Source organism: Pseudomonas sp. FSO-7, from assembly GCF_059579345.1.
This window is the reverse complement of sequence record NZ_CM184193.1, coordinates 1,873,891-1,895,103: the sequence shown is the minus strand read 5'-3', so window position 1 is coordinate 1,895,103 and position 21,213 is coordinate 1,873,891. Positions and strand designations below refer to the sequence as shown.

The 21,213-nt window shown below is 62.9% G+C and carries 20 protein-coding genes; 6 read left to right on the top strand and 14 right to left on the bottom strand.

Annotation, left to right across the window (positions count from 1 at the left end; genetic code table 11):
• Positions 1-38 precede the first annotated feature (38 nt).
• Both AC515T_RS08355 and pap read right to left on the bottom strand, forming a co-directional pair.
• A complete protein-coding gene (locus tag AC515T_RS08355; RefSeq protein WP_496532110.1) occupies positions 39-1,223 on the bottom strand; it encodes a thiolase family protein in 1,185 nt (394 codons plus the stop codon).
• A 103-nt stretch (positions 1,224-1,326) separates the two neighbouring features.
• A complete protein-coding gene (pap, locus tag AC515T_RS08350; RefSeq protein WP_496532109.1) occupies positions 1,327-2,841 on the bottom strand; it encodes a polyphosphate:AMP phosphotransferase in 1,515 nt (504 codons plus the stop codon).
• A gap of 245 nt (positions 2,842-3,086) precedes the next feature.
• Here pap and mnmC point away from each other — a divergent pair, with 245 nt between their 5' ends.
• From mnmC to AC515T_RS08325, 5 genes are all read left to right on the top strand, one after another.
• On the top strand, positions 3,087-5,069 hold the full coding sequence (gene mnmC / locus AC515T_RS08345) for a bifunctional tRNA (5-methylaminomethyl-2-thiouridine)(34)-methyltransferase MnmC2/FAD-dependent 5-carboxymethylaminomethyl-2-thiouridine(34) oxidoreductase MnmC1 (RefSeq protein WP_496533092.1): 1,983 nt from the start codon (positions 3,087-3,089) through the stop codon (positions 5,067-5,069).
• A 285-nt stretch (positions 5,070-5,354) separates the two neighbouring features.
• On the top strand, positions 5,355-7,127 hold the full coding sequence (locus AC515T_RS08340; protein WP_496532108.1) for an N-acetylglutaminylglutamine amidotransferase: 1,773 nt from the start codon (positions 5,355-5,357) through the stop codon (positions 7,125-7,127).
• A gap of 3 nt (positions 7,128-7,130) precedes the next feature.
• The gene (gene ngg, locus AC515T_RS08335) at positions 7,131-8,876 is read left to right on the top strand and encodes an N-acetylglutaminylglutamine synthetase (protein WP_496532107.1); all 1,746 of its coding nucleotides are present in this window, start codon (positions 7,131-7,133) and stop codon (positions 8,874-8,876) included.
• A gap of 201 nt (positions 8,877-9,077) precedes the next feature.
• The gene (locus AC515T_RS08330; protein WP_496532106.1) at positions 9,078-10,268 is read left to right on the top strand and encodes an osmoprotectant NAGGN system M42 family peptidase; all 1,191 of its coding nucleotides are present in this window, start codon (positions 9,078-9,080) and stop codon (positions 10,266-10,268) included.
• A 193-nt stretch (positions 10,269-10,461) separates the two neighbouring features.
• On the top strand, positions 10,462-10,689 hold the full coding sequence (locus AC515T_RS08325) for a YheU family protein (protein ID WP_003199186.1): 228 nt from the start codon (positions 10,462-10,464) through the stop codon (positions 10,687-10,689).
• On the opposite strand, the gene csrA is transcribed toward AC515T_RS08325, so the two are convergent.
• From csrA to AC515T_RS08310, 3 genes are all read right to left on the bottom strand, one after another.
• Positions 10,678-10,878: a carbon storage regulator CsrA gene (csrA, locus tag AC515T_RS08320; protein WP_060738615.1), complete on the bottom strand. Its 201-nt coding sequence runs from the start codon at positions 10,876-10,878 to the stop codon at positions 10,678-10,680. The two genes, AC515T_RS08325 and csrA, sit on opposite strands and share 12 nt — an antisense overlap.
• A gap of 151 nt (positions 10,879-11,029) precedes the next feature.
• Positions 11,030-11,362, bottom strand: a complete 333-nt coding sequence (locus tag AC515T_RS08315) for a YnfA family protein (RefSeq protein ID WP_092441333.1) — start codon at positions 11,360-11,362, stop codon at positions 11,030-11,032.
• A 57-nt stretch (positions 11,363-11,419) separates the two neighbouring features.
• Positions 11,420-12,235, bottom strand: a complete 816-nt coding sequence (locus tag AC515T_RS08310) for an SDR family oxidoreductase (protein ID WP_496532105.1) — start codon at positions 12,233-12,235, stop codon at positions 11,420-11,422.
• Between the two features lie 229 nt (positions 12,236-12,464).
• On the opposite strand from AC515T_RS08310, the gene AC515T_RS08305 reads away from it, so the two are divergent.
• Positions 12,465-12,617, top strand: coding sequence for a DUF3309 family protein (locus AC515T_RS08305; RefSeq protein ID WP_003183939.1), 153 nt, complete (start codon positions 12,465-12,467; stop codon positions 12,615-12,617).
• Positions 12,618-12,680: 63 nt separating this feature from the next.
• Here AC515T_RS08305 and AC515T_RS08300 read toward each other — a convergent pair whose 3' ends face one another.
• The 9 genes from AC515T_RS08300 to AC515T_RS08260 all read right to left on the bottom strand — a co-directional run bounded on the left by AC515T_RS08300 (position 12,681) and on the right by AC515T_RS08260 (position 21,167).
• Positions 12,681-14,774: an LTA synthase family protein gene (locus AC515T_RS08300; RefSeq protein WP_496532104.1), complete on the bottom strand. Its 2,094-nt coding sequence runs from the start codon at positions 14,772-14,774 to the stop codon at positions 12,681-12,683.
• 400 nt (positions 14,775-15,174) lie between these two features.
• Entirely contained in the window at positions 15,175-15,582 is a 408-nt protein-coding gene (locus AC515T_RS08295) for a hypothetical protein (protein WP_354336149.1), read from the bottom strand.
• Positions 15,583-15,596: 14 nt separating this feature from the next.
• Positions 15,597-16,799 (bottom strand): c-type cytochrome biogenesis protein CcmI, encoded by a 1,203-nt coding sequence (gene ccmI / locus AC515T_RS08290; RefSeq protein WP_496532103.1) that lies wholly within the window; start codon positions 16,797-16,799, stop codon positions 15,597-15,599.
• Positions 16,792-17,265 carry a cytochrome c-type biogenesis protein gene (locus tag AC515T_RS08285; RefSeq protein ID WP_496532102.1) on the bottom strand — a complete coding sequence of 158 codons (474 nt, stop codon included), beginning with the start codon at positions 17,263-17,265 and terminating at the stop codon, positions 16,792-16,794. Before AC515T_RS08285 ends, ccmI begins: the two co-directional genes overlap by 8 nt.
• Entirely contained in the window at positions 17,262-17,798 is a 537-nt protein-coding gene (locus AC515T_RS08280) for a DsbE family thiol:disulfide interchange protein (protein WP_496532101.1), read from the bottom strand. Before AC515T_RS08280 ends, AC515T_RS08285 begins: the two co-directional genes overlap by 4 nt.
• A complete protein-coding gene (locus AC515T_RS08275; RefSeq protein WP_496532100.1) occupies positions 17,795-19,783 on the bottom strand; it encodes a heme lyase CcmF/NrfE family subunit in 1,989 nt (662 codons plus the stop codon). The genes AC515T_RS08280 and AC515T_RS08275 overlap by 4 nt, the downstream gene beginning before the upstream one ends.
• Before the next feature lie 3 nt (positions 19,784-19,786).
• Entirely contained in the window at positions 19,787-20,242 is a 456-nt protein-coding gene (ccmE, locus tag AC515T_RS08270; RefSeq protein WP_039593064.1) for a cytochrome c maturation protein CcmE, read from the bottom strand.
• Positions 20,239-20,415 (bottom strand): heme exporter protein CcmD, encoded by a 177-nt coding sequence (gene ccmD, locus AC515T_RS08265; RefSeq protein ID WP_003199159.1) that lies wholly within the window; start codon positions 20,413-20,415, stop codon positions 20,239-20,241. Before ccmD ends, ccmE begins: the two co-directional genes overlap by 4 nt.
• Complete coding sequence (locus AC515T_RS08260; protein ID WP_496532099.1) at positions 20,412-21,167, bottom strand: heme ABC transporter permease; 756 nt, start codon at positions 21,165-21,167, stop codon at positions 20,412-20,414. Before AC515T_RS08260 ends, ccmD begins: the two co-directional genes overlap by 4 nt.
• Positions 21,168-21,213: the final 46 nt, after the last annotated feature.

Below are 21,213 nucleotides of genomic sequence, written 5' to 3'. Positions count from 1 at the left end.
GAGCGGGAGCAAGCTCCCTCGCCACAAAAGGTCGTGGGTTATTTCACCGCCTCGAACAACCCCGTAGCCCCCATCCCGCCGCCCACGCACATGGTCACGATGCCGTAGCGCAGATTGCGCCGCTGCAGCTCACGCACCAGATGCCCCACCTGCCGCGAGCCAGTCATGCCGAACGGATGGCCGATGGAGATCGAGCCGCCGTTGACGTTGTATTTCTGCGGATCGATTTCCAGCCGGTCGCGGCTGTACAGGCACTGGGAAGCAAACGCCTCGTTGAGTTCCCACAGGTCGATGTCGGCGATCTGCAGGCCCTTGGCCTTGAGCAGCTTGGGCACCGAAAACACCGGGCCGATGCCCATTTCGTCCGGCTCGCAACCGGCCACGGTGAAGCCACGGAAAATCGCCTTGGGCTTGAGCCCCAGCGCCAAGGCCTTTTCCAGGCTCATCACCAAAGTCATCGAGGCCCCGTCGGACAACTGCGACGAGTTGCCCGCCGTCACCGAACCGTCTTCGGCGAACACCGGCTTCAGGCTCGCAAGGCTTTCATAGGTGGTGTCCGGGCGGTTGCAATCATCGCGATCGACCACACCGTCGAGCACCTGCACCGCGCCGGTCTGCTTGTCCTCGACCCGGTATTTGACCGTCATCGGGATGATCTCGTCATCGAACAACCCGGCCGCCTGGGCCTTGGCGGTGCGTTGCTGGCTCTGCAAGGCGTAGCGGTCCTGCTCCTCGCGGCTGACCTGATAACGGCGGGCGACGATCTCGGCGGTCTGGCCCATGGGGAAATAGATCCCGGGCACCTGCTCCTTGAGCAGCGGGTTGATCAGGTTGTCGGTGTTGACGCTTTTCATCGTCAGGCTGATGGATTCCACACCCCCCGCCACGATGATGTCGCTGCAACCGGAAGCGATCTGATTGGCCGCGATGGCAATGGCTTGCAGGCCCGAGGAACAGAAGCGGTTGAGGGTCATGCCGGCCGTGCCGATGCCCAATTGCGAGAGCACCGCCACGTTGCGCCCGATGTTGTAGCCCTGGGCACCTTCGTTGGAACCGGCCCCGACGATGCAGTCCTCGACACTGGCCGGGTTGATGTCGTTGCGCGCCAGCAAGGCATTGACGCAATGGGCCGCCATGTCATCCGGACGGGTCATGTTGAACTTGCCACGAAAGGACTTGGCCAGGCCGGTCCGTACGCTGTCGACGATCACCACTTCACGCATGGCTGTACCTCATTGTTGGAGTCGGTTGAGAGTGGAACGAGCATAGATCCACCGGATAACCGACCGCGACAATCATTCACCTCGCGTATGCGCGCCCATCGGCTTAGCGCTTCTTCTTGCGAGCCTGCCTGGCACTTCGCTCGAAAGCCGCCTCCAGCGCCTGGTTGAGGGTGCGCAACACCTTGACCCGCGCCCAGCGCTTGTCGTTGGCCTCCACCAAGGTCCAGGGGGAAATCTCGGTGCTGGTGCGGTCGACCATGTCGCACACTGCGGCGCGGTACGCGTCCCACTTGTCGCGGTTGCGCCAGTCATCCTCGGTGATCTTGAAACGCTTGAACGGGATGTCCTCGCGCTCCTGGAAACGCTCCAGCTGGGTTTCCTTGTCGATGGCCAGCCAGAACTTGACCACCACCACGCCGGCATCGGCGAGCTGTTCCTCGAAATCGTTGATTTCACCGTAGGCCCGCAGCCAGTCGGCCTGGCTGCAAAACCCTTCGACCCGCTCCACCAGTACCCGGCCGTACCAGGAGCGGTCGAACATGGTGAACTTGCCACGGGCGGGAATATGCCGCCAGAACCGCCACATGTAGGGGTGGGCGCGCTCTTCTTCCGTGGGCGCGGCAATCGGCACGATGCTGTATTGGCGCGGGTCCAGGGCCGCCGTGACACGCCGGATCGCCCCGCCCTTGCCCGCCGCGTCATTGCCTTCGAACACCGCTACCAGGGCATGCTGGCGCATGCGTTTGTCCCGCAGCAGGCCGGCGAAGCGCGCCTGCTCGGTGATCAGTTGTTCTTCGTAGTCGGCCTTGTCCAGGCGCCGGGTCATGTCCAGGCTGTCGAGCAACGTGATCTGGCCATCCAGCTCGCGCAGCGGCGCCACGCTGACCTTCTGCGGCCGGATCTTCGACCGGTCCAGGGCCTGGCGCAAGCCGTCGAGCAGAATCCGCCCGACGGTGAGGCTGCGATAACAGCTGTCCACGCCTTCGATCACATGCCACGGCGCGTAATCGCGACTGGTGCGGCGCAGCACACGCTCGCCGTATTTGACGAACTTGTCATAGGTCTGGGACTGCTGCCAATCCAGCGGGCTGATGCGCCAGCTGTGCAACGGGTCATCCTTGAGTCCCTTGAGCCGGGCCTTCATCTGTTTCTTGGACAGGTGGAACCAGAACTTGAAGATCAGCGCGCCTTCGTCGCAGAGCATTTTTTCCAGGCGCTCGGCACCGGCGATCGCCTGGTCGAGCCGCGGGTCCTTGAATTCGCCATGGACCCGGCCTTGCAGCATCTGGCTGTACCAGTTGCCGAAAAAAATACCCATGCGCCCCTTGGCCGGCAGCATCCGCCAATAGCGCCACGCGGGAGGCCGCGCCAGTTCTTCGTCGGTCTGTTGGTCGAAGGTGCGCACTTCGATCAGCCGCGGGTCCATCCACTCGTTGAGCAGCTTCACCGTCTCGCCCTTGCCCGCGCCTTCGATGCCGTTGATCAACACGATGACCGGAAACCGGCCCTGCTGCTGCAACTCGAACTGCGCTTCCAGCAGCGCTTCACGCAGGGCCGGTACCTCGGCCTCAAAGGTGTCTTTATCGATGACGTGACCGATTTCAGCGGATTCGAACATGGACAGCTCCTTCCAGGGATTGGGGCAAGACTAGCGGATTGGACACGCCCCGTGTGATTGTGTGTAGGAGCTGCCGAGCGAAGCGAGGCTGCGATCTTTTGATCTTAATCGTTCGCTTTCGACTCAATTGTTTGGGACAAGATCGCAGCCTCGTTGCACTCGACAGCTCCTACAGATGCGTATGCACGGGAGCAATTGGCAATCGATCGGCTAGAATGGCCGCCGTAGTTTTGACCGAGCCTGCCATGACGCCCATCCAGCAACACGCCCAACTCGACTGGGACCACCAGGGGCGCCCGCGCTCGCGGGTGTTCGACGATGTGTATTTTTCCGACCAGTCGGGCCTGGACGAAACCCGTTATGTGTTTCTTGAACAGAACAACCTGGCCGAGCGTTTCGCTGCGCTGACCGATGACGGGCGGCTGGTGATCGGCGAAACCGGGTTTGGCACCGGACTGAATTTTCTCTGCGCCTGGCAATTATTCGAGCAGTGCGCACCGGCAGGCGCCCGGCTGCATTTTGTCAGCGTCGAGAAGTATCCCTTGAGCCCCGAGGACCTGCGCCGGGCGCTGGCCTTGTGGCCGCAGCTCAGCCTTCAGGCGGAGCAATTGCTTGGACAATACGTGGCGATCCATCAGGGTTTCCAGCGCCTGGTCCTGGCCAATGGGCGGGTGACGCTGACCTTGTTGATCGGCGATGCCCTGGAGCAGTTGCCGCAGCTGGACGGGCAGATCGACGCCTGGTTCCTGGACGGTTTCGCACCGGCCCGAAACCCCGAGATGTGGACCGCCGAGCTGTTCGCCGAACTGGCCCGGCTGGCCGCCCCCGGCGCCACCCTCAGCACCTTCACCAGCACCGGGTGGGTCCGGCGCTTGCTGAACGCGGCGGGCTTCAAGATGAAGCGCACGCCGGGCATCGGCCATAAGTGGGAAATCCTGCGCGGCGTGTTTCTTGGCTGGCCGGAGCAGACAACGGCGCCGTCCCCGGCAAAACCCTGGTACGCCCGCCCCTTGCCGCCCACCGGCGAGCGTCGGGCCCTGGTGATCGGCGGTGGCCTGGCCGGATGTGCCAGCGCCGCGAGCCTCGCCGCCCGTGGCTGGCAGGTGACGCTGCTGGAGCGCCATGCCGGGTTGGCCGAGGAAGCCTCCGGCAACCCCCAAGGCGTGTTGTATCTCAAGTTGTCGGCCCACGGCACTGCGCTGTCACAGATGATCCTCAGCGGCTTCGGTTACACCCGCCGCGTGCTGGAGCAGTTGCAACGCGGCGTTGATTGGGATGCCTGTGGCGTCCTGCAGCTGGCCTTCAACAGCAAGGAAACCGAGCGCCAGGCGCAACTGGCCGAGGCGTTCCCGACGGATTTACTGCACACCTTGGATCAGTCCGAAGCCCAGGCCCGATCCGGTATCGGCCTGGCCTGTGGTGGTCTGTTTTATCCCGAGGGCGGTTGGGTGCATCCGCCAGCGTTGTGTCGCTGGCAAGCCTCGGGACCGGCGATTGATGTGCAACCCCATCATGACGTGCTGCACTTGCGCCGCGTCGACGACCAATGGCAGGCGTGGGATGGCGAACGCTGCCTGGCCAGCGCGCCGGTAGTGATCCTCGCCAGTGCCGCCGAGATCAAACGCTTCGAACCGGCTGCCGACTTGCCGCTCAAGCGCATTCGCGGGCAGATCACCCGGCTGCCGCAAACCCGCCGCAGCCAGAGCCTGGCGACGGTGGTCTGCGCCGAAGGTTATGTGGCGCCGCCGCGGCTGGGCGAACACACCCTGGGCGCCAGTTTCGATTTCAACAGCGACGACCTGACCCCCACCGCCGCCGAGCACGCCGGCAACCTGCAGATGCTCGAAGAAATCTCCCAAGACCTGGTGCAGCGCCTGAACGTCGCTACCTTGGACCCGGAGCACCTCGAAGGCCGCGCGGCGTTCCGTTGCACTAGCCCCGATTACCTGCCTATTGTCGGGCCGTTGGCCGACCGCCAGGCCTTTATCGAAGCCTATGCGGCCCTGGGCAAGGACGCCCGCCAAGTACCCGACGCCCCCTGTCCGTGGCTCGATGGCCTGTACATCAACAGCGGCCATGGTTCCCGAGGCCTGATCACCGCGCCCCTGTCGGGCGAACTGATCGCCGCCTGGCTGGACAACGAACCCCTGCCACTGCCCCGCAGCGTGGCCGAGGCCTGCCACCCGAACCGGTTTGCGTTGCGGGCCTTGATTCGGGGCAAGGCCTGACGCCGATTTTTGCCCCCAGCACAAACCCTGTAGGAGCGAGCTTGCTCGCGATAGCGGTGTATCAGTCAACTCAGATGCCAACTGATCCACCGCTATCGCGAGCAAGCTCGCTCCCACAGGATTCTCTCAGCCTTCAATCCATGCGGCAGACCAAGCGCTCCCACCCGCCGGCTTATAACGCATCGATCTAAAACTCACAGCAATCCCCCCGGTCAGTTTCAGAGTGCACGCCATTTCGGCCTGCGTTGCTTGACCCCTCCCCAACGGAAAAACCGGTAAGGACTTATGTGCGGATTAGCTGGAGAGTTACGTTTCGATCAACAACCTGCGGACCTTGCGGCCGTAGAGCGAATCACCCATCACCTGGCCCCTCGCGGCCCCGATGCATGGGGTTTTCATAGCCAGGGGCCGATTGCCCTGGGTCATCGGCGCCTGAAAATCATGGACCTGTCGGACGGCTCGGCCCAGCCGATGATCGACAACCCACTGGGCCTGTCCCTGGCCTTCAACGGCGCGATCTACAACTACCCGGAACTGCGCAGCGAGCTTGAAAGCCTGGGCTACACCTTCTATTCCGGTGGCGACACCGAAGTGCTGCTCAAGGGCTACCACGCCTGGGGCGAAGCACTGCTGCCCAAGCTCAACGGTATGTTCGCCTTCGCCATCTGGGAGCGCGACGCCAAGCGGCTGTTCATCGCCCGCGACCGCCTCGGTGTCAAGCCGCTGTACCTCTCGCGCACAGGCCAGCGGCTACGCTTCGCCTCGGCATTGCCGGCGCTGCTCAAGGGCGGCGACATCAACCCCATGCTTGACCCGGTGGCCCTCAACCATTACCTGAATTTCCACGCGGTGGTCCCGGCGCCTCGCACCTTACTGGCCGGTGTTGAAAAACTGCCGCCCGCCACATGGATGCGAATCGAAGCCGACGGCACCACCGAGCAGAAAACCTGGTGGACCCTGCCCTACGGACCTCGGGCCGACGAACAGCACCTGAACCTGGAAGACTGGATCGACCGCGTGCTCGACAGCACCCGTGAAGCCGTCGCCATTCGCCAGCGCGCCGCCGTGGATGTCGGCGTGCTGCTGTCCGGCGGCGTCGATTCAAGCATGTTGGTGGGTCTGTTGCGGGAAGTGGGCGTGGAAGACCTGTCCACCTTCTCCATCGGTTTCCAGGACGCCGGCGGCGAGCGCGGTGACGAATTCCAGTATTCGGACCTGATCGCCAAGCACTACGGCACCCGCCATCACCAACTACGCATCGACGAAAAAGAGATCATCGAGCAACTGCCCGCGGCGTTCCGAGCCATGAGCGAGCCGATGGTCAGCCACGACTGCATCGCCTTCTACCTGCTGTCGCGGGAAGTGGCCAAGCATTGCAAAGTGGTGCAAAGCGGCCAGGGCGCCGACGAGCTGTTCGCCGGTTACCACTGGTATCCGCAGGTCGATGGCGCCAGCGATCCTTACGCGGCCTATCGCGCTGCGTTCTTCGACCGCAGCTATGAAGAATATGCCGCCACCGTGCAGCCCAACTGGCTGACGGCCAATGACGCGGCCGGTGACTTCGTCAAGGAACATTTCGCCCAACCCGGGGCCGATGCGGCGGTAGACAAGGCCCTGCGCCTGGACAGCACCGTGATGCTGGTGGACGACCCGGTCAAGCGCGTCGACAACATGACCATGGCCTGGGGCCTGGAAGCACGCACGCCGTTCCTGGACTACCGCTTGGTGGAGCTTTCGGCCCGGGTTCCGGCGAAGTTCAAGCTGCCCGATGGTGGCAAGCAGGTGCTCAAGGAAGCCGCCCGACGGGTGATCCCTAGCGAGGTGATCGACCGCAAGAAAGGCTACTTCCCGGTGCCGGGCCTCAAGCACCTGGAAGGCGACACCCTCGCCTGGGTCCGCGAGCTGCTGCTGGATCCGAGCCAGGATCGCGGCCTGTTCAACCCGGCCATGCTCGACCGCCTGCTCACCGACCCCAACGGCCAGCTCACGCCGTTACGCGGTTCGCGGCTGTGGCAACTGGCGGCGCTGAACCTGTGGCTCAGCGAGCAAGGAATCTGATCGATGAAACCTCATGCAACCGTTCACAACCAACGCCTCTTGCGCGGCCAGACGCCTTCTTACGAACGCCTGCAGGCACGCCTGGCCGAAGATGGCAGCGAGTTGGGCGCCGACCCGATCGCGGTGCATTGCGGCTGGGGCCGACTGCTGATCGGCCACACCTTCCCGGACCCGGCGAGCCTGGCCCGGGAACTGCTCAACGAACAACCCGGTGAACGCGACATCGCCTTGTACGTGGCCGCGCCCCAGCAAGTGCTGGGGTTGGAACCGGCGCAACTGTTCCTCGATCCGTCCGACACCCTGCGCCTGTGGTTCAGCGACTATCGCCAGTCCACTCGGGTGTTTCGCGGTTTCCGCATTCGCCGGGCCCAGAGCGAGACCGACTGGCAGGCCATCAACCAGCTCTACCAGGCCCGGGGCATGCTGCCCATCGACCCGCTGCGCCTGACCCCGCGTCACGAGGGCGGACCGGTCTACTGGCTGGCCGAGGACGACGACACCGGTGCGGTGATCGGCAGCGTCATGGGCCTGAATCATCAGAAGGCCTTCAACGACCCGGAAAACGGCAGCAGCCTCTGGTGCCTGGCCGTCGATCCGCAGTGCCCACGGCCCGGTGTAGGCGAAGTGCTGGTGCGTCACCTCATCGAGCATTTCATGAGCCGTGGCTTGAGTTACCTCGACCTGTCGGTGCTGCATGACAATCGCCAGGCGAAAAACCTCTACGCCAAACTCGGTTTTCGCAACCTCTCGACCTTCGCCATCAAACGCAAGAACGGCATCAACCAGCCGTTGTTCCTCGGGCCAGGCCCCGAAGCGCAGTTCAATCCTTATGCGCGGATCATTGTCGAAGAAGCTCACCGTCGAGGCATCGAAGTACAGGTGGACGATGCCGAGGCCGGCTTGTTCACCCTGGTCCACGGCAGTCGCCGGGTGCGCTGCCGCGAATCCCTGAGCGACCTGACCAGCGCCATCAGCATGACCTTGTGCCAGAACAAAAGCCTGACCCACAAGGTGCTGAAAAACGCCGGCCTGAACCTGCCGGCCCAACAGTTGGCGGGCAATGCCGATGACAACCTGGCATTCCTCGATGAGCACGAACGGGTGGTGGTCAAGCCGCTGGACGGGGAACAGGGCCAAGGCGTGGCGGTGGATCTGCGCACCATCGAGGACGTGCAGAGCGCCATCGAAACGGCTCGGCAGTTCGATAGCCAGGTGTTGCTGGAAAGCTTCCACGAAGGGCTGGACCTGCGCATCCTGGTGATCGGCTTTGAAGTGGTGGCGGCGGCGATCCGGCGTCCGGCCGAGGTGATCGGCGACGGCCGGCACACGATTGGCGCATTGATCGAAGCCCAGAGCCGCCGACGGCAGGCCGCCACCGGCGGCGAAAGCAAGATCCCGATGGATGCCGAGACCCTGCGCACGCTCAACGCCGCGGGGTTCGACTACGACAGCGTGCTGCCGGCCGGGCAACACCTGTTCGTCCGGCGTACGGCGAACCTGCATACCGGCGGCGTCCTGGAGGATGTCACCGCCATCCTGCATCCGACCCTCGTCGATGCGGCGGTGCGCGCCGCGCGGGCGTTGGACATCCCCATGGTCGGCCTCGACCTGCTGGTGCCGGCGGCCGATCAGCCCGAGTACGTGTTCATCGAAGCCAACGAACGCGCCGGCCTGGCCAACCACGAACCCCAACCCACCGCCGAGCGTTTTGTGGACTTGTTGTTTCCCCATAGCCAGGCGGTGGCCTAGTAGAGATGCAGTGCCTGATCTGACCCCATCGCGAGCAAGCTCGCTCCCACATGGGATTGCTGGTGTCTACAAATTCTGTGTTCACCGCAGGACCTCTGTGGGAGCGAGCTTGCTCGCGATGAGGCCTGTTCAGGCACCGTCACTCAACAGTCGGACACACTCATCGAAACCATCGATGTGCTCAACCCATCAGGAGTTTCCATGATCAGCAAAATTCCAGAACCGGATCTCGAATACCTGCAGAAAGTCCTGCTGGAAATGCTCGCCATTCCCAGCCCGACCGGCTTTACCGACACCATCGTGCGCTACGTCGCCGAGCGGCTCGAGGAGCTGGGTATCGCGTTCGAAATGACCCGTCGCGGCACCATCCGCGCCACGCTCAAGGGCCGCAAGAGCAGCCCCGACCGGGCCGTGTCGGCACACTTGGACACCATCGGCGCCTCGGTGCGGGCCATCAAGGATAACGGGCGCCTGACCCTGGCCCCGGTGGGTTGCTGGTCCAGCCGGTTTGCCGAAGGCAGCCGGGTCAGCCTGTTCACCGATACCGGCGTGATTCGTGGCAGCGTGCTGCCGTTGATGGCGTCCGGGCACGCGTTCAACACCGCCGTGGATGAAATGCCCATCAGTTGGGACCACATCGAATTGCGCCTGGACGCCTATTGCGCCACCCGCGCCGATTGCGAAACCCTGGGGGTGGGCATCGGTGATTACGTCGCCTTCGATCCCCTGCCGGAATTCACCGAAAGCGGCCATATCAGCGCCCGGCACCTGGACGACAAAGCCGGGGTCGCGGCGCTGCTGGCGGCGCTCAAGGCGATTGTCGAAAGCGGCGAAGAACTGCTGATCGATTGTCACCCGCTGTTCACCATCACCGAGGAAACCGGCAGCGGCGCCGCGGCCGCGCTGCCCTGGGACGTCAGCGAATTCGTCGGCATCGACATCGCCCCCGTCGCCCCCGGCCAGCACTCGAGCGAACACTCGGTCAGCGTGGCGATGCAGGACTCCGGAGGCCCCTACGACTATCACCTGTCGCGGCACTTGCTGAAACTGGCCAAGGAGAACGACATATCGGCACGCCGCGACCTGTTCCGCTACTACTTCAGCGACGCTCATTCGGCCATCACCGCCGGCCACGATATCCGTACCGCCCTGCTCGCCTTCGGCTGCGACGCCACCCATGGCTACGAACGCACCCACATCGACAGCCTGGCCGCCCTCAGCCGCCTGCTCGGCGCCTACATCCTCAGCCCACCGGTGTTCGCCAGCGACGCACAACCGGCCCAAGGCTCCCTGGACCGTTTCAGTCACCAGATCGAGCACGATGCACAGATGGAAAGCGATACCCGGGTGCCGTCGGTGGATAGCCTGGTGGGGCAACGGTCGGATAGCTGATCCAGCCTTTCACTGCCTGGAATATCGCCATCGCGAGCAAGCTCGCTCCCACATGGAGTCTTCAGTGTGACTCAGAACCCTGTGGGAGCGAGCTTGCTCGCGATGAGGCCGGAACAAACAACCGCAAAACCCGAGGCTAGCCGCAAAAGCCCATTGGCCGTAGCATCGCCCCATTGTCTAGCCGAGGTACCCCATGCTCATCCCCCACGACCAACTCGAAGTCGACACACTCACTCGCCTGATCGAGGATTTCGTGACCCGAGACGGCACCGACAACGGTGACGACACGCCCCTGGAAACACGGGTTCTACGGGTCCGGCAAGCGCTGACCAAAGGCCAGGCGCTGATTGTCTTCGACCCCGAAAGCGAACAGTGCCAACTGATGCTCAAGCACGACGTGCCCAAGCACCTATTCGACTGAACACGCCTTGCGGGCGGCGTGGGCCTTTTTCCTCTGGATCTTTTCGTAGATCTCGGAGCGATGGACATCGACGTGCCGTGGCGCTTCCACGCCAAAACGCACGGTGGTACCGCTGACCGACAGCACACGGACGGAAATATCGTCACCGATGGAAATCAATTCACCCACAGCGCGGCTTAATACGAGCATGGTTCTTGTCCTTAAGAATGTCTGGACCCTGACCATGCCCGGCCTGCTTTCCGTTCTCAAGACACCGACGAGAATTCAGTAAGGCCCTACAAGCAAAGTTCTTGCGACTGAAGGAAACTTCCTGCAAAACCCTGCCGGAGCGTAGGTTATTTCAGGATGCCGAGAACCGCGGGCCGAAGAGAATCACGCTCGCCCCCAACACGCAGAGCGCCACGCCAATCCAGTCGGAGCCCAGTGGCCGGACCCGCTCCACCACGGCCAGCCAGCCGATCGAGGCAATGATATAGATACCGCCATAGGCGGCGTAGGCGCGCCCGGCGTACGTTGCTTCGATGCGGGTCAGCAACAGGGCGAACAACGTCAGGCTGAGCAGCGCCGGGGCGATCCACCAGGCGCTCTTGCCCTGGCGCAACCACATCCAGAAGGCGTAGCACCCGGCGATTTCAAACAGCGCGGCGAGAAAAAACCACAGGTAATTGAGCATGCAGATGTCCATCAGGAAGGCCGAATGGCGCCATCCTGAGGACATCGGGCAGCCAGGTCAATTCAGGTTCTGCCGGGCCTTGGCGCGCATCTTATCGGCCATGACGGTCATTTCGTCGTACAGCAATTGTGGGTTCTTCTGCTTGAGGGCCCACGCCATGCGCCCCTGCTCATGGGGCAGGATCATGAACTGCCCTTGGGCGACCTGCTGGTAGATGTAGTCGGCAATGTCGGCGGCGCTGATCGGCGAGCTTTCCAGCAGCTTGCCAACCTGAGCTTTCATGGCCGGGGTCGGGCCGCGGAAAGAGTCCAGCAGATTGGTCTGGAAGAACGACGGGCACACCACGTGTACGCCGACCTCCTGCTGCGCCAGTTCCACCAGCAGGCTTTCCGACAACGCCACGACACCCGCCTTGGCCACGTTGTAGTTGCTCATGGCTGGCCCCTGCATCAGGGCGGCCATGGAGGCGATATTGATGATCTTGCCGCGGCTTTTTTCCAGCAGCGGCAGGAACGCCTTGCAGCCCTTGACCACGCCCATCAGGTTGATCGCGATCTGCCAGTCCCAATCCTCCAGGGAGAGCTCACTGAAAAACCCGCCCGAGGCGACGCCGGCATTGTTGACGATGATATCGATGCCGCCGAGTTTCTCTTCGCAAGCCTGGGCAAACGCCGTCAATTGGCTGTAGTCGCGCACATCGCAACGCTGGATAAAGCCGTCGCCACCGGCAGCGCGAACCAACTTGAGGGTTTCCACCAGGCCCGGCTCGCTGACATCCGATAAAGCCAAGTGCCAGCCTTCGCGGGCCCAGCGCAGCGCGATTTCGCGACCCAGGCCGGAGCCGGCACCAGTGATCATCATGCGATTTTGCATAGCAGACAGCCTTGTTCCGGGAGAGATAGGCCGAGTGTAGCGAAGGCGCTTGCCGGACCCACGCTCCATCAGATTGCTGAATGGCGAGGGCAAACCGCAGACGCTATAAAAACTTTGAATCTTTTACCAGACGTTACGGTCGGACTTATTAAGCCGCCCGGATTTAACACATGCGTGCTGGTAGTTGGAAGTTGCATCACTCCAAAACTGACCAATAAGGAAATCTACAATGGGCACAATACTTATCATCATCCTGATCCTCCTGCTGATCGGTGGTCTTCCGGTCTTCCCGCACTCCAGAAGTTGGGGTTACGGTCCGTCCGGTATCATTGGTGTAGTGTTGGTGGTGCTGTTGGTCCTGCTATTACTGGGCAAGATATAAACCACTAAGTAAGCGCAAAAAAAAAGAGGCCTTCGCAGGCCTCTTTTTTATGCGCGCCGTTTATCAGTCCGGCTTGCCGTCAACGACGCCGGCGGTGTTATCCAGCAGGCTCTTGGTCGCGGTTTGCAGGAACGATTCGAGCTTGAGTTTCATCTCGGCAGTGTCCGGTGCATCCGGGATGATTTGCGCATGGGGGTTGGTGCCCAGTTCATAGCGGTACATCTTCGGCGGCATTTCCTTTTCCTTCGGCAGGACCAGGATCTTGTCGTCGCGAATGATCGCCGTCGTCTGTTCACTGCCCGACGGCTTGATCACGCCAAAACCGGTGTCGCCTTCCGGCAGGTTCAACAGGTCCCGGCCCCAGCACTGGTTCCGTACCTGCCCACCAAGGCGGCCCATGATGGTCGGCACGATGTCGACCTGGGTACCCACGGTGTGGCTGCGCTGGCCGAATTTTTCCTGGATGCCCGGGCCGATCAACAGCATCGGCACGTTGAAACGGCCCAGGTCCATTTCGGTGATCTGGCGCTCATTACCAAAGCCATGGTCACCCACCACTACGAACAGGGTTTCCTTGAAGTAAGGCTCCTTGCGGGCTTTCTCGAAGAACTGGCCCAGCGCCCAGTCGGCGTAGCGCATGGCCGTCAAGTGTTCGTTCAGGCTGCCACGGTCGGTGACCGGCTCCACCGGCAATGGTGTCGGCAACGCATAGGGCGTGTGGTTGGACAGGGTTTGCAACAAGGCATAGAACGGCTTGCCGTTCTCCCGCGCCTTGAGCTCGATCAGGCCACGGTCGAACATGTCCTGGTCGGACACGCCCCAGGTCGGGTCGGAAAACACCGGGTTCACGAAGTCGTTACGCCCGATGAAGTTGGTCATGCCCTGGCTGCTGAAGAACCCCGACTGGTTGTCCCAGGCGAAATCGCCGTTGTAGACATACACATCGTCGTAGTCACGGGCGCTGAGCAGTTGCGGCAAGCCCGACAGCTTGTGGCTGCCCTCCGGCGTCTGCATCAGGTATTCGAAACCCGGCAGGTTCGGGAAGCACGCCATGGTGGCGAACATGCCCTGATGGGTGTGGGTACCATTGGAGAAGAAACGGTCGAACAGCAGGCCTTCCTTGGACAGTTTGTCGAGGTAAGGCGTGATGTTGCCCGGCGCGCCCAGGGCGCCCACCGAGTGACCGGCCATGCTCTCCATGAGGATCACGACCACGTTCTTGATCGGCAGGGTCTTGTCCGCCGGCGGCGTGTAGTCGCGGCGCACGGCGGCTGTGCCGGCGTCCACGAGCTTGTCGTCAGGCATCACCAGCATGTCGCGCACGGTCTGCTGTGCCAGCGGTTGCTCGAGGGTGGCTTTCCAGATGTTGTCACGGTCTTCGGACATCCGGCTCTTGGCCGCCGCCACCAGCGACAACGTGCCATTGAGGCCCAACTGGTTGGCGAAGTTCGAATCGGTGGTGTAGACATCACCCCAACGCAACGGCGGACCTTGGCGCAGGGTGCCCCGCGCAGCGGCCACGGCCACCAGCAGGCAAACCATGAACACCGCAACACGCCCATACCACGGAGCGATCTGCCGGGTACCGATAGTGCCGCCACTGAACGGCCCACGGGGACGAGTGGCGCGGTCGGCGCCCTTGAACGCCAGGGCGAGGATGAGGGTGCCGCCGACCCAGGCCAGCAGGTAGCGCACCACCGGGAAACCGTACCAGAGCATGCTCATCACGGTTTTCGGGTCTTCCTTCACATACTGGAAGACCAGGCCGTTGAGGCGCTGGTGGAATTCACGATAGAAGTCCATCTCCATCAAGCCGAGGAACAGCGCGATGCTGGAGGTGACGGTCAGCCAGAAACGGAAAAAACCGCGGGCGGCCATGGCCCTTGCGCTGAACAACGCCAGCAGCAACGGGATGCAGAGGTAGACCACCAGGCGCAAGTCGAAGCGCAGGCCGTTGGCGAATGCTTCAACGAACGTCGAGGCCGGGGTGTCGAGAATCATCTCGCGGTTGTAGACCAGCAGCGCCACGCGCACCAGGCTTAACATGACCATCATCACCAGGGCACAAAGCAACGTGTAGGCCAGGTGCGATTTGACGGTCGGTTGCAGCAGGCGATGCGTAGTGCGCTGCTGACTCAGGGCGTCCGGGATTGCCATGTCGTTTAAGGACCCTATTGGAGTTGGAGTGACAAAAAAGAAACAACGGCGCGCCCTCTGTTGGCCAAAGCCTGGCCCCGGGGCTTGCGCGAGTGCGCAAATGTTGCACGAACGGCTATGGCATTGCCATTAAATAACCGGCGGCGATATGAGCGCGGGGGATTGTCCGCAAGATTTGGTGAAAATTTCGTTCAAAGAATATCCGGAAACACAAAAAAGCCCGGCCGGTTGATGAAGTTGAGCCGAACACTATTGTGGCGAGGGAGCTTGCTCCCGCTCGGCTGCGAAGCAGTCGTAAACCCGGATAGCGAAATATGCTTGATGGACCGCGGTGACTGGGTTGGGGCTGCTTCGCAGCCCAGCGGGAGCAAGCTCCCTCGCCACAAAGGTTGCACGGTGCTTAGTGGAATTGCCGCCCCAAGCCTGCCGGCACGCCTTCGATGGTGGTGTCTTCCCATGGTCCATTCGGGCTGACGGAACGGCTCCAACCGTTGTTCCAGCGGTAATAGGTCCGCTGGCGATAGAACGTGTTCGTCTGGTTGTCCAGCACATAGACCCCCAGCTTGGCGTCCCAATGGCTGTTACCGCCCGGTGGCGGGGCGAAGCTGGCGGAAGTGCGCGGCAGCGGCTTGGCCGGTTTGTTCGGGATGGCCGGCTTGCCTGGAGGCGTGGACGGGGCCGGTTTGGTCGTTGGGGTCGACGGTGGAATGGGTGGCAGCGGCGCCGAAGGCTCCGGCGGACGCTGGACCGCACAAGCGCTCAGGCCCATGACGAGCGTGAGCAGGGTGATACGAGCGATGGCGGTCATGGTACGAATTCCTGTTATTTGTCCGGGCTGTCGATGGTCAATTGTTGTTGCGCCGTGGTGCTGCTCGCCAGCGGCTGGCTGCGGCCGATCCACTCACCCGCGGTCGGCTGGCCGGCCCGGGAGATGCGCGCCATCAGTTGGACTTCGGGGAAGTTCGACAGTTTCAACTGCGGCATCATGGCGTCCGCGTCGCCCAGTTCTACCGTGGCCGGCAGATCGGCCACCGTCAGGCGTTTGGCGGCCAAGGGCGCCGGTGGGCCGGAAACGGCACGGGCGAAGATGAACACGCTGTCGCCCGGCTGCACCTTGGCCTTGAGAGCCGGCGCGAGGTCGACGCGGACCTTGAGCAAGGCCCCGGTCTTGGCCGCCGGGGCCTGGGCGACTTTGCCGCCGCTGGCTTGCAGCTTCTCGGTGGCACGGGTAATGCCGCCCTGCAGCGCCTCGCGGGATTTGTCGCCTTCGGGCAGTTGCGCCAGCAGGCGCCCCCAGTAGTCGATCGCATCCTGATAACGCTCGCCTTCAAACGCAGCGATGCCCAACAGGCCGAGGCTGGTCACTTCCTTCGGATCGAGCTTGAGCGCTTCGTCGGTCAAGGCCTGGACTTTATCCGACCATTTCTTGCCATCGGCGAAATACTGCGCCTGGGCCCACTGGCCCAACAGTTCCGGCTGGCGACCGGCGACGGCCACGGTACGCTCGAAGATCTTCGCCGCGTCCGTCGGTCGATCCTGAGCCATGTAGGTACGCCCAAGGAAATACAAGCCCTCGGCATTATCCGGCTGCGCCGCCACCGCGCGTTCCAGGCGCAGGGTCATCTCTTCCATCGACTGCGGCGCCTGAGCGAATTCACGGGTCAGTTCGACCTTGTCACTGGCACCGAAATGCAGGTACAGCGCCAGGCCCAACACCGGCACCAGCACAGCGGCGAGCAGTGGCAACGGCTTGCCCAGCCGGGACTCGCGCGGCGCATCGGCGCCCTCGGTGTCGGCGAGCAGTTCACGGGCGGCTTCGGCACGACCGGTGTCCAGTTGCGCGGCGTTGAGCACGCCCTCCTCCCGCTCGGCCTGCAACTCGGCCACGCGCTCCTGATACAGCGCCACGTTGAGCGCGGTCCGGTCCTCCTCGCGTTGAGCGCGACGGCCACGTAGAACAGGGATCAACAGAAAACTCAGGGCAATCAGAAGAAGCAGACCTGCGGCGAGCCAGAAATCAATCATGCTTGGTTTTATCCAACAGTTGGTCGAGGCGCTGGCGCTCTTCGACAGAAAGCGTGTCCGGGGCGGCCGTGCGCTGAACCCGGCGCCGACGCACGATCACCGCGATGAGCACGAAACCACCGAGCAACAGCCCGGCAGGGCCGAACCAGAGCAGCGCGGTCTTGGAGGACAGAGCGGGGTTGTAGCGCACGAACTCACCATAGCGATCGACCATGAAGTCGATGATCTGCTGGTTGTCCTTGCCTTCGCCGAGCATGCGAAAGATTTCCTTGCGCAAGTCGGCGGCAATCGGCGCGTTGGAGTCGGCGATGTCCTGGTTCTGGCACTTGGGGCAGCGCAGTTCCTTGGTCAGTTCGCGAAACCGCTCGCGCTCGCCCTCGTTGGCGAATTCGTAGGTGTCGATGGCGGCCTGGGCCACACCGACCAGGCTCAAACCGAGGATGGCGGCGGCTAACCAGCGCTTCATGGCTTGGCCTCGTCCACCAGGGCCTGGTACTTGGCGGCCAGTTTCTCGCGCCAGACCTGTTCGTCGATCACACCGATGAACTTGTCGCGGATCACGCCCTTGGCATCGATGAAGAAGGTTTCCGGCGCGCCGTAGACGCCCAGGTTCAGGCCCAGGGAGCCGTCTTCGTCACGAATGTCCAATTGATACGGATTGTGGAACTCGGCCAGCCACTTCAAGGCGTCGGCGTTGACGTCCTTGTAATTGACGCCGTAGATCACCACGCCGTTCTGGGCCAGCTTGTTCAGCACCGGGTGTTCGACCCGGCAGGAGATGCACCAGGTGCCCCACACGTTGACCAGCGCCGGCTTGCCCAGCAGGTCGGCGCGGGTCAGGGTCTTGTCACCTTGCACCGAGGGCAGGGAAAACTCCGGGAACGGCTTGCCGATCATCGCCGAGGGCAATTCACTCGGATTCAAATACAGCCCCCGGTACAAAAACACCGCCATCAACAGAAACAGCGCCAGCGGCAACACCATCAACCAACGTTTCATGCAGTGGCTCCCGTCACGCCCAGGGCCTCACGCACCCGGCTTTTCACCTTGACCCGATAACGCCGATCCAGCGCCGCCAGTACCCCACCCAGGCCGGTGAGCAAGCCACCGAACCAGATCCAGCGCACGAACGGCTTGACGTGGACCCGCACCGCCCACGCACCGTCGCCCAGGGACTCGCCCAGCGCCACGTAGAGATCGCGGGTAAAACCGGCATCGATCCCGGCTTCGGTCATGACCGAGTTCTGCACGGTGTAGAGGCGTTTTTCCGGATGCAGCACGGTGATTTCCTGACCGTTGCGAATGACCCGCACGGTGCCTTTGTCGGACGTGAAGTTCGGCCCCTCGAAATGTTTGGCGCCCTCGAACACGAACTGGTAGCCCCCCAAGTCCATGGACTCGCCCGGCGCCAGGCGCAGGTCGCGTTCGGCGCTGTTCTGGCTGGACAGCACCACGCCCAGGGCGCAGACGGCGATGCCCAGGTGGGCGATCTGCATGCCCCAGTAACTGCGGGTCAGGGTCGGCAGGCCTTTGATCAGGCCTTTGTGGCGGGTCTTGTCAAAGATATCCCGGACACCGGCGAGCAACACCCAGGCCGCCAGCACGAACGTCGCCAGCACCGCCCAGTTGAAGTCGCCATAGGCTACGCCGGCCACCACGGCCAGAGCGGCCGTGCCCAGCAGCACCGGGGTCAACATGCCCAGCAGCCACTTGACCGGGGTGTCTTTCCAGCGCACCAGCATACCGATCGCCATCACCACCATCAGGATCGCCATCAGCGGGATGAACAACGCGTTGAAATACGGCGGGCCAACCGACAGCTTGGCGCCGGACAGCGCATCGAGCACCAGCGGGTACAACGTCCCCAGCAGGATCATCGACGCGGCCACCACCAGCACCAGGTTGTTGCCCAGCAACAGGGTTTCCCGTGACCAGAGGTTGAAGCCGACCTGGCTCTTGACCACCGGCGCACGCAGGGCGAACAGCGTCAGCGAACCGCCGACGACGAACAGCAGGAACATCAGGATGAACACGCCACGCTCAGGGTCCGAGGCGAAGGCATGCACCGAGGTCAGCACGCCGGAACGCACCAGGAACGTCCCCAGCAGGCTCAGGGAGAACGCCGCGATGGCCAGCAGCACGGTCCAGCTCTTGAACACTCCGCGCTTTTCCGTGACGGCCAGGGAGTGGATCAGTGCCGTGCCCACCAACCAGGGCATGAACGAGGCGTTTTCCACCGGATCCCAGAACCACCAGCCGCCCCAACCGAGTTCGTAGTAGGCCCACCACGAACCGAGAGTGATGCCGATACCGAGGAAGGCCCAGGCGACGATGGTCCACGGACGCGACCAGCGCGCCCATGCGGCATCGAGGCGACCCCCGAGCAACGCGGCGATGGCGAAGGAGAAGGCCACGGAAAAACCGACGTAGCCCATGTAGAGCATCGGCGGGTGAACGATCAGGCCGATGTCCTGCAACAACGGGTTGAGGTCGCGGCCATCCAGCGGCATCTGCGGCAGGATGCGCTTGAACGGGTTGGACGTGACGATCAGGAACAGCAGGAAACCGGTGCTGATCATGCCCATCACCGCCAGCACCCGGGCCAGCATCACCTGGGGCAGTTGTCGGGAAAACACCGACACCGCGAAAGTCCAGCCGGCGAGGATCAACGCCCAAAGCAACAGCGAGCCTTCGTGGGCGCCCCACACGGCGCTGAACTTGTAGTACCAGGGCAAGGCGCTGTTGGAGTTGCTGGCGACGTACTCCACGGAAAAGTCGTCGGCCATGAACGCATAGGTCAGGCAACCGAAGGCGAACAGCATAAAAGCAAACTGCCCCCACGCCGCCGGCTGGGCCAGGCTCATCCACAAGCGGTCGCCGCGCCAGGCTCCGAGCAAGGGCACCACGGCCTGTACCAGGGAGAAACACAGGGCCAGGATCATCGCCAGGTGGCCCAACTCGGGAATAAAGATGCCAGCCGTCATCGATCAGCCCTCCTTCACGGGAGCGGGCGCCGACTGGCCGCTGTCTTTCAGGGCCTTGGTCACTTCCGGCGGCATGTATTTTTCGTCGTGCTTGGCCAACACTTCGTCGGCCACCACCACGCCATCGGCGTTGAGCTTGCCCAGGGCGACGATGCCCTGCCCTTCGCGGAACAGGTCCGGGAGGATGCCGCGATAGGTGATTGTCACGGTCTTGTTGAAGTCGGTGACATTGAATTTCACGTCCAGCGAATCCCCGGAACGCACCAGCGAGCCCTGCTCCACCATGCCGCCGGCACGGATGCGCGTGTCTTTCGGCGCTTCGCCATTGGCGATCTGGGTCGGGGTGTAGAACAGGTTGATGTTTTGCTGCAAGGCGCTCAGGGCCAGGCCGACTGCGGCACCGACACCCACCAGGATCGCCAGAATGATGACAAGACGTTTTTTGCGCAGCGGATTCACTGACCGTTCTCCCGGCGCAGACGACGCGCCTCTTGTTGCAGATACCGCTTGCGGGCCAGGATCGGCACCGCCACGTTGAGGGCCAGCACCACCAGGCAAATGCCATAGGCTGACCAGACATACAGGCCATGATGGCCCATGGCGAGGAAATCGCCGAATGAAGCGAAACTCATCGAGCGGCCTCCAGGCTGTTCTGTACTTCGGCCTTCACCCAACTGGCCCGGGCTTCGCGCTTGAGCACTTCCAGGCGCATGCGCAGCAACAGCACCGCGCCGAAGAAGCAGTAGAAGCCCAGCACTGTCAGCAACAGCGGCAGCCACATTTCGACGGGCATCGCCGGTTTTTCGGTCAGTGTGAACGTCGCGCCCTGGTGCAGGGTGTTCCACCACTCCACCGAGTACTTGATGATCGGGATGTTGATCACGCCGACAATCGCCAGCACCGCGCAGGCTTTGGCGGCACTGTCACGATTGCTGATGGCGTTGCCCAGCGCAATAAGACCGAAGTACAGGAACAGCAGGATCAGCATCGACGTCAGTCGCGCATCCCAGACCCACCACGAACCCCAGGTCGGCTTGCCCCAGATGGCGCCGGTGACCAGCGCCACGGCGGTCATCCAGGCGCCGATGGGCGCGGCGCATTGCAGGGCCACGTCGGCCAGCTTCATCTTCCACACCAGCCCGACCACGCCGCAGATCGCCAACATCACGTAGACCGACTGGGCCAGCATCGCCGTGGGCACATGGATATAGATGATGCGGAAGCTGTTGCCCTGCTGGTAATCCGGCGGCGCGAAAGCCAGGCCCCAGACCAGGCCGGTGCCGATCAGCAACAGGGCGGCGACGCTCAACCAGGGCAGCATCTTGCCGCTGATGCCGTAGAACCACTTGGGTGAGCCGAGCTTATGAAACCAGGTCCAGTTCATTGCAGTTTCCATCACGGTTGCGGCTCGTTAACACGAGCCGCCAGGT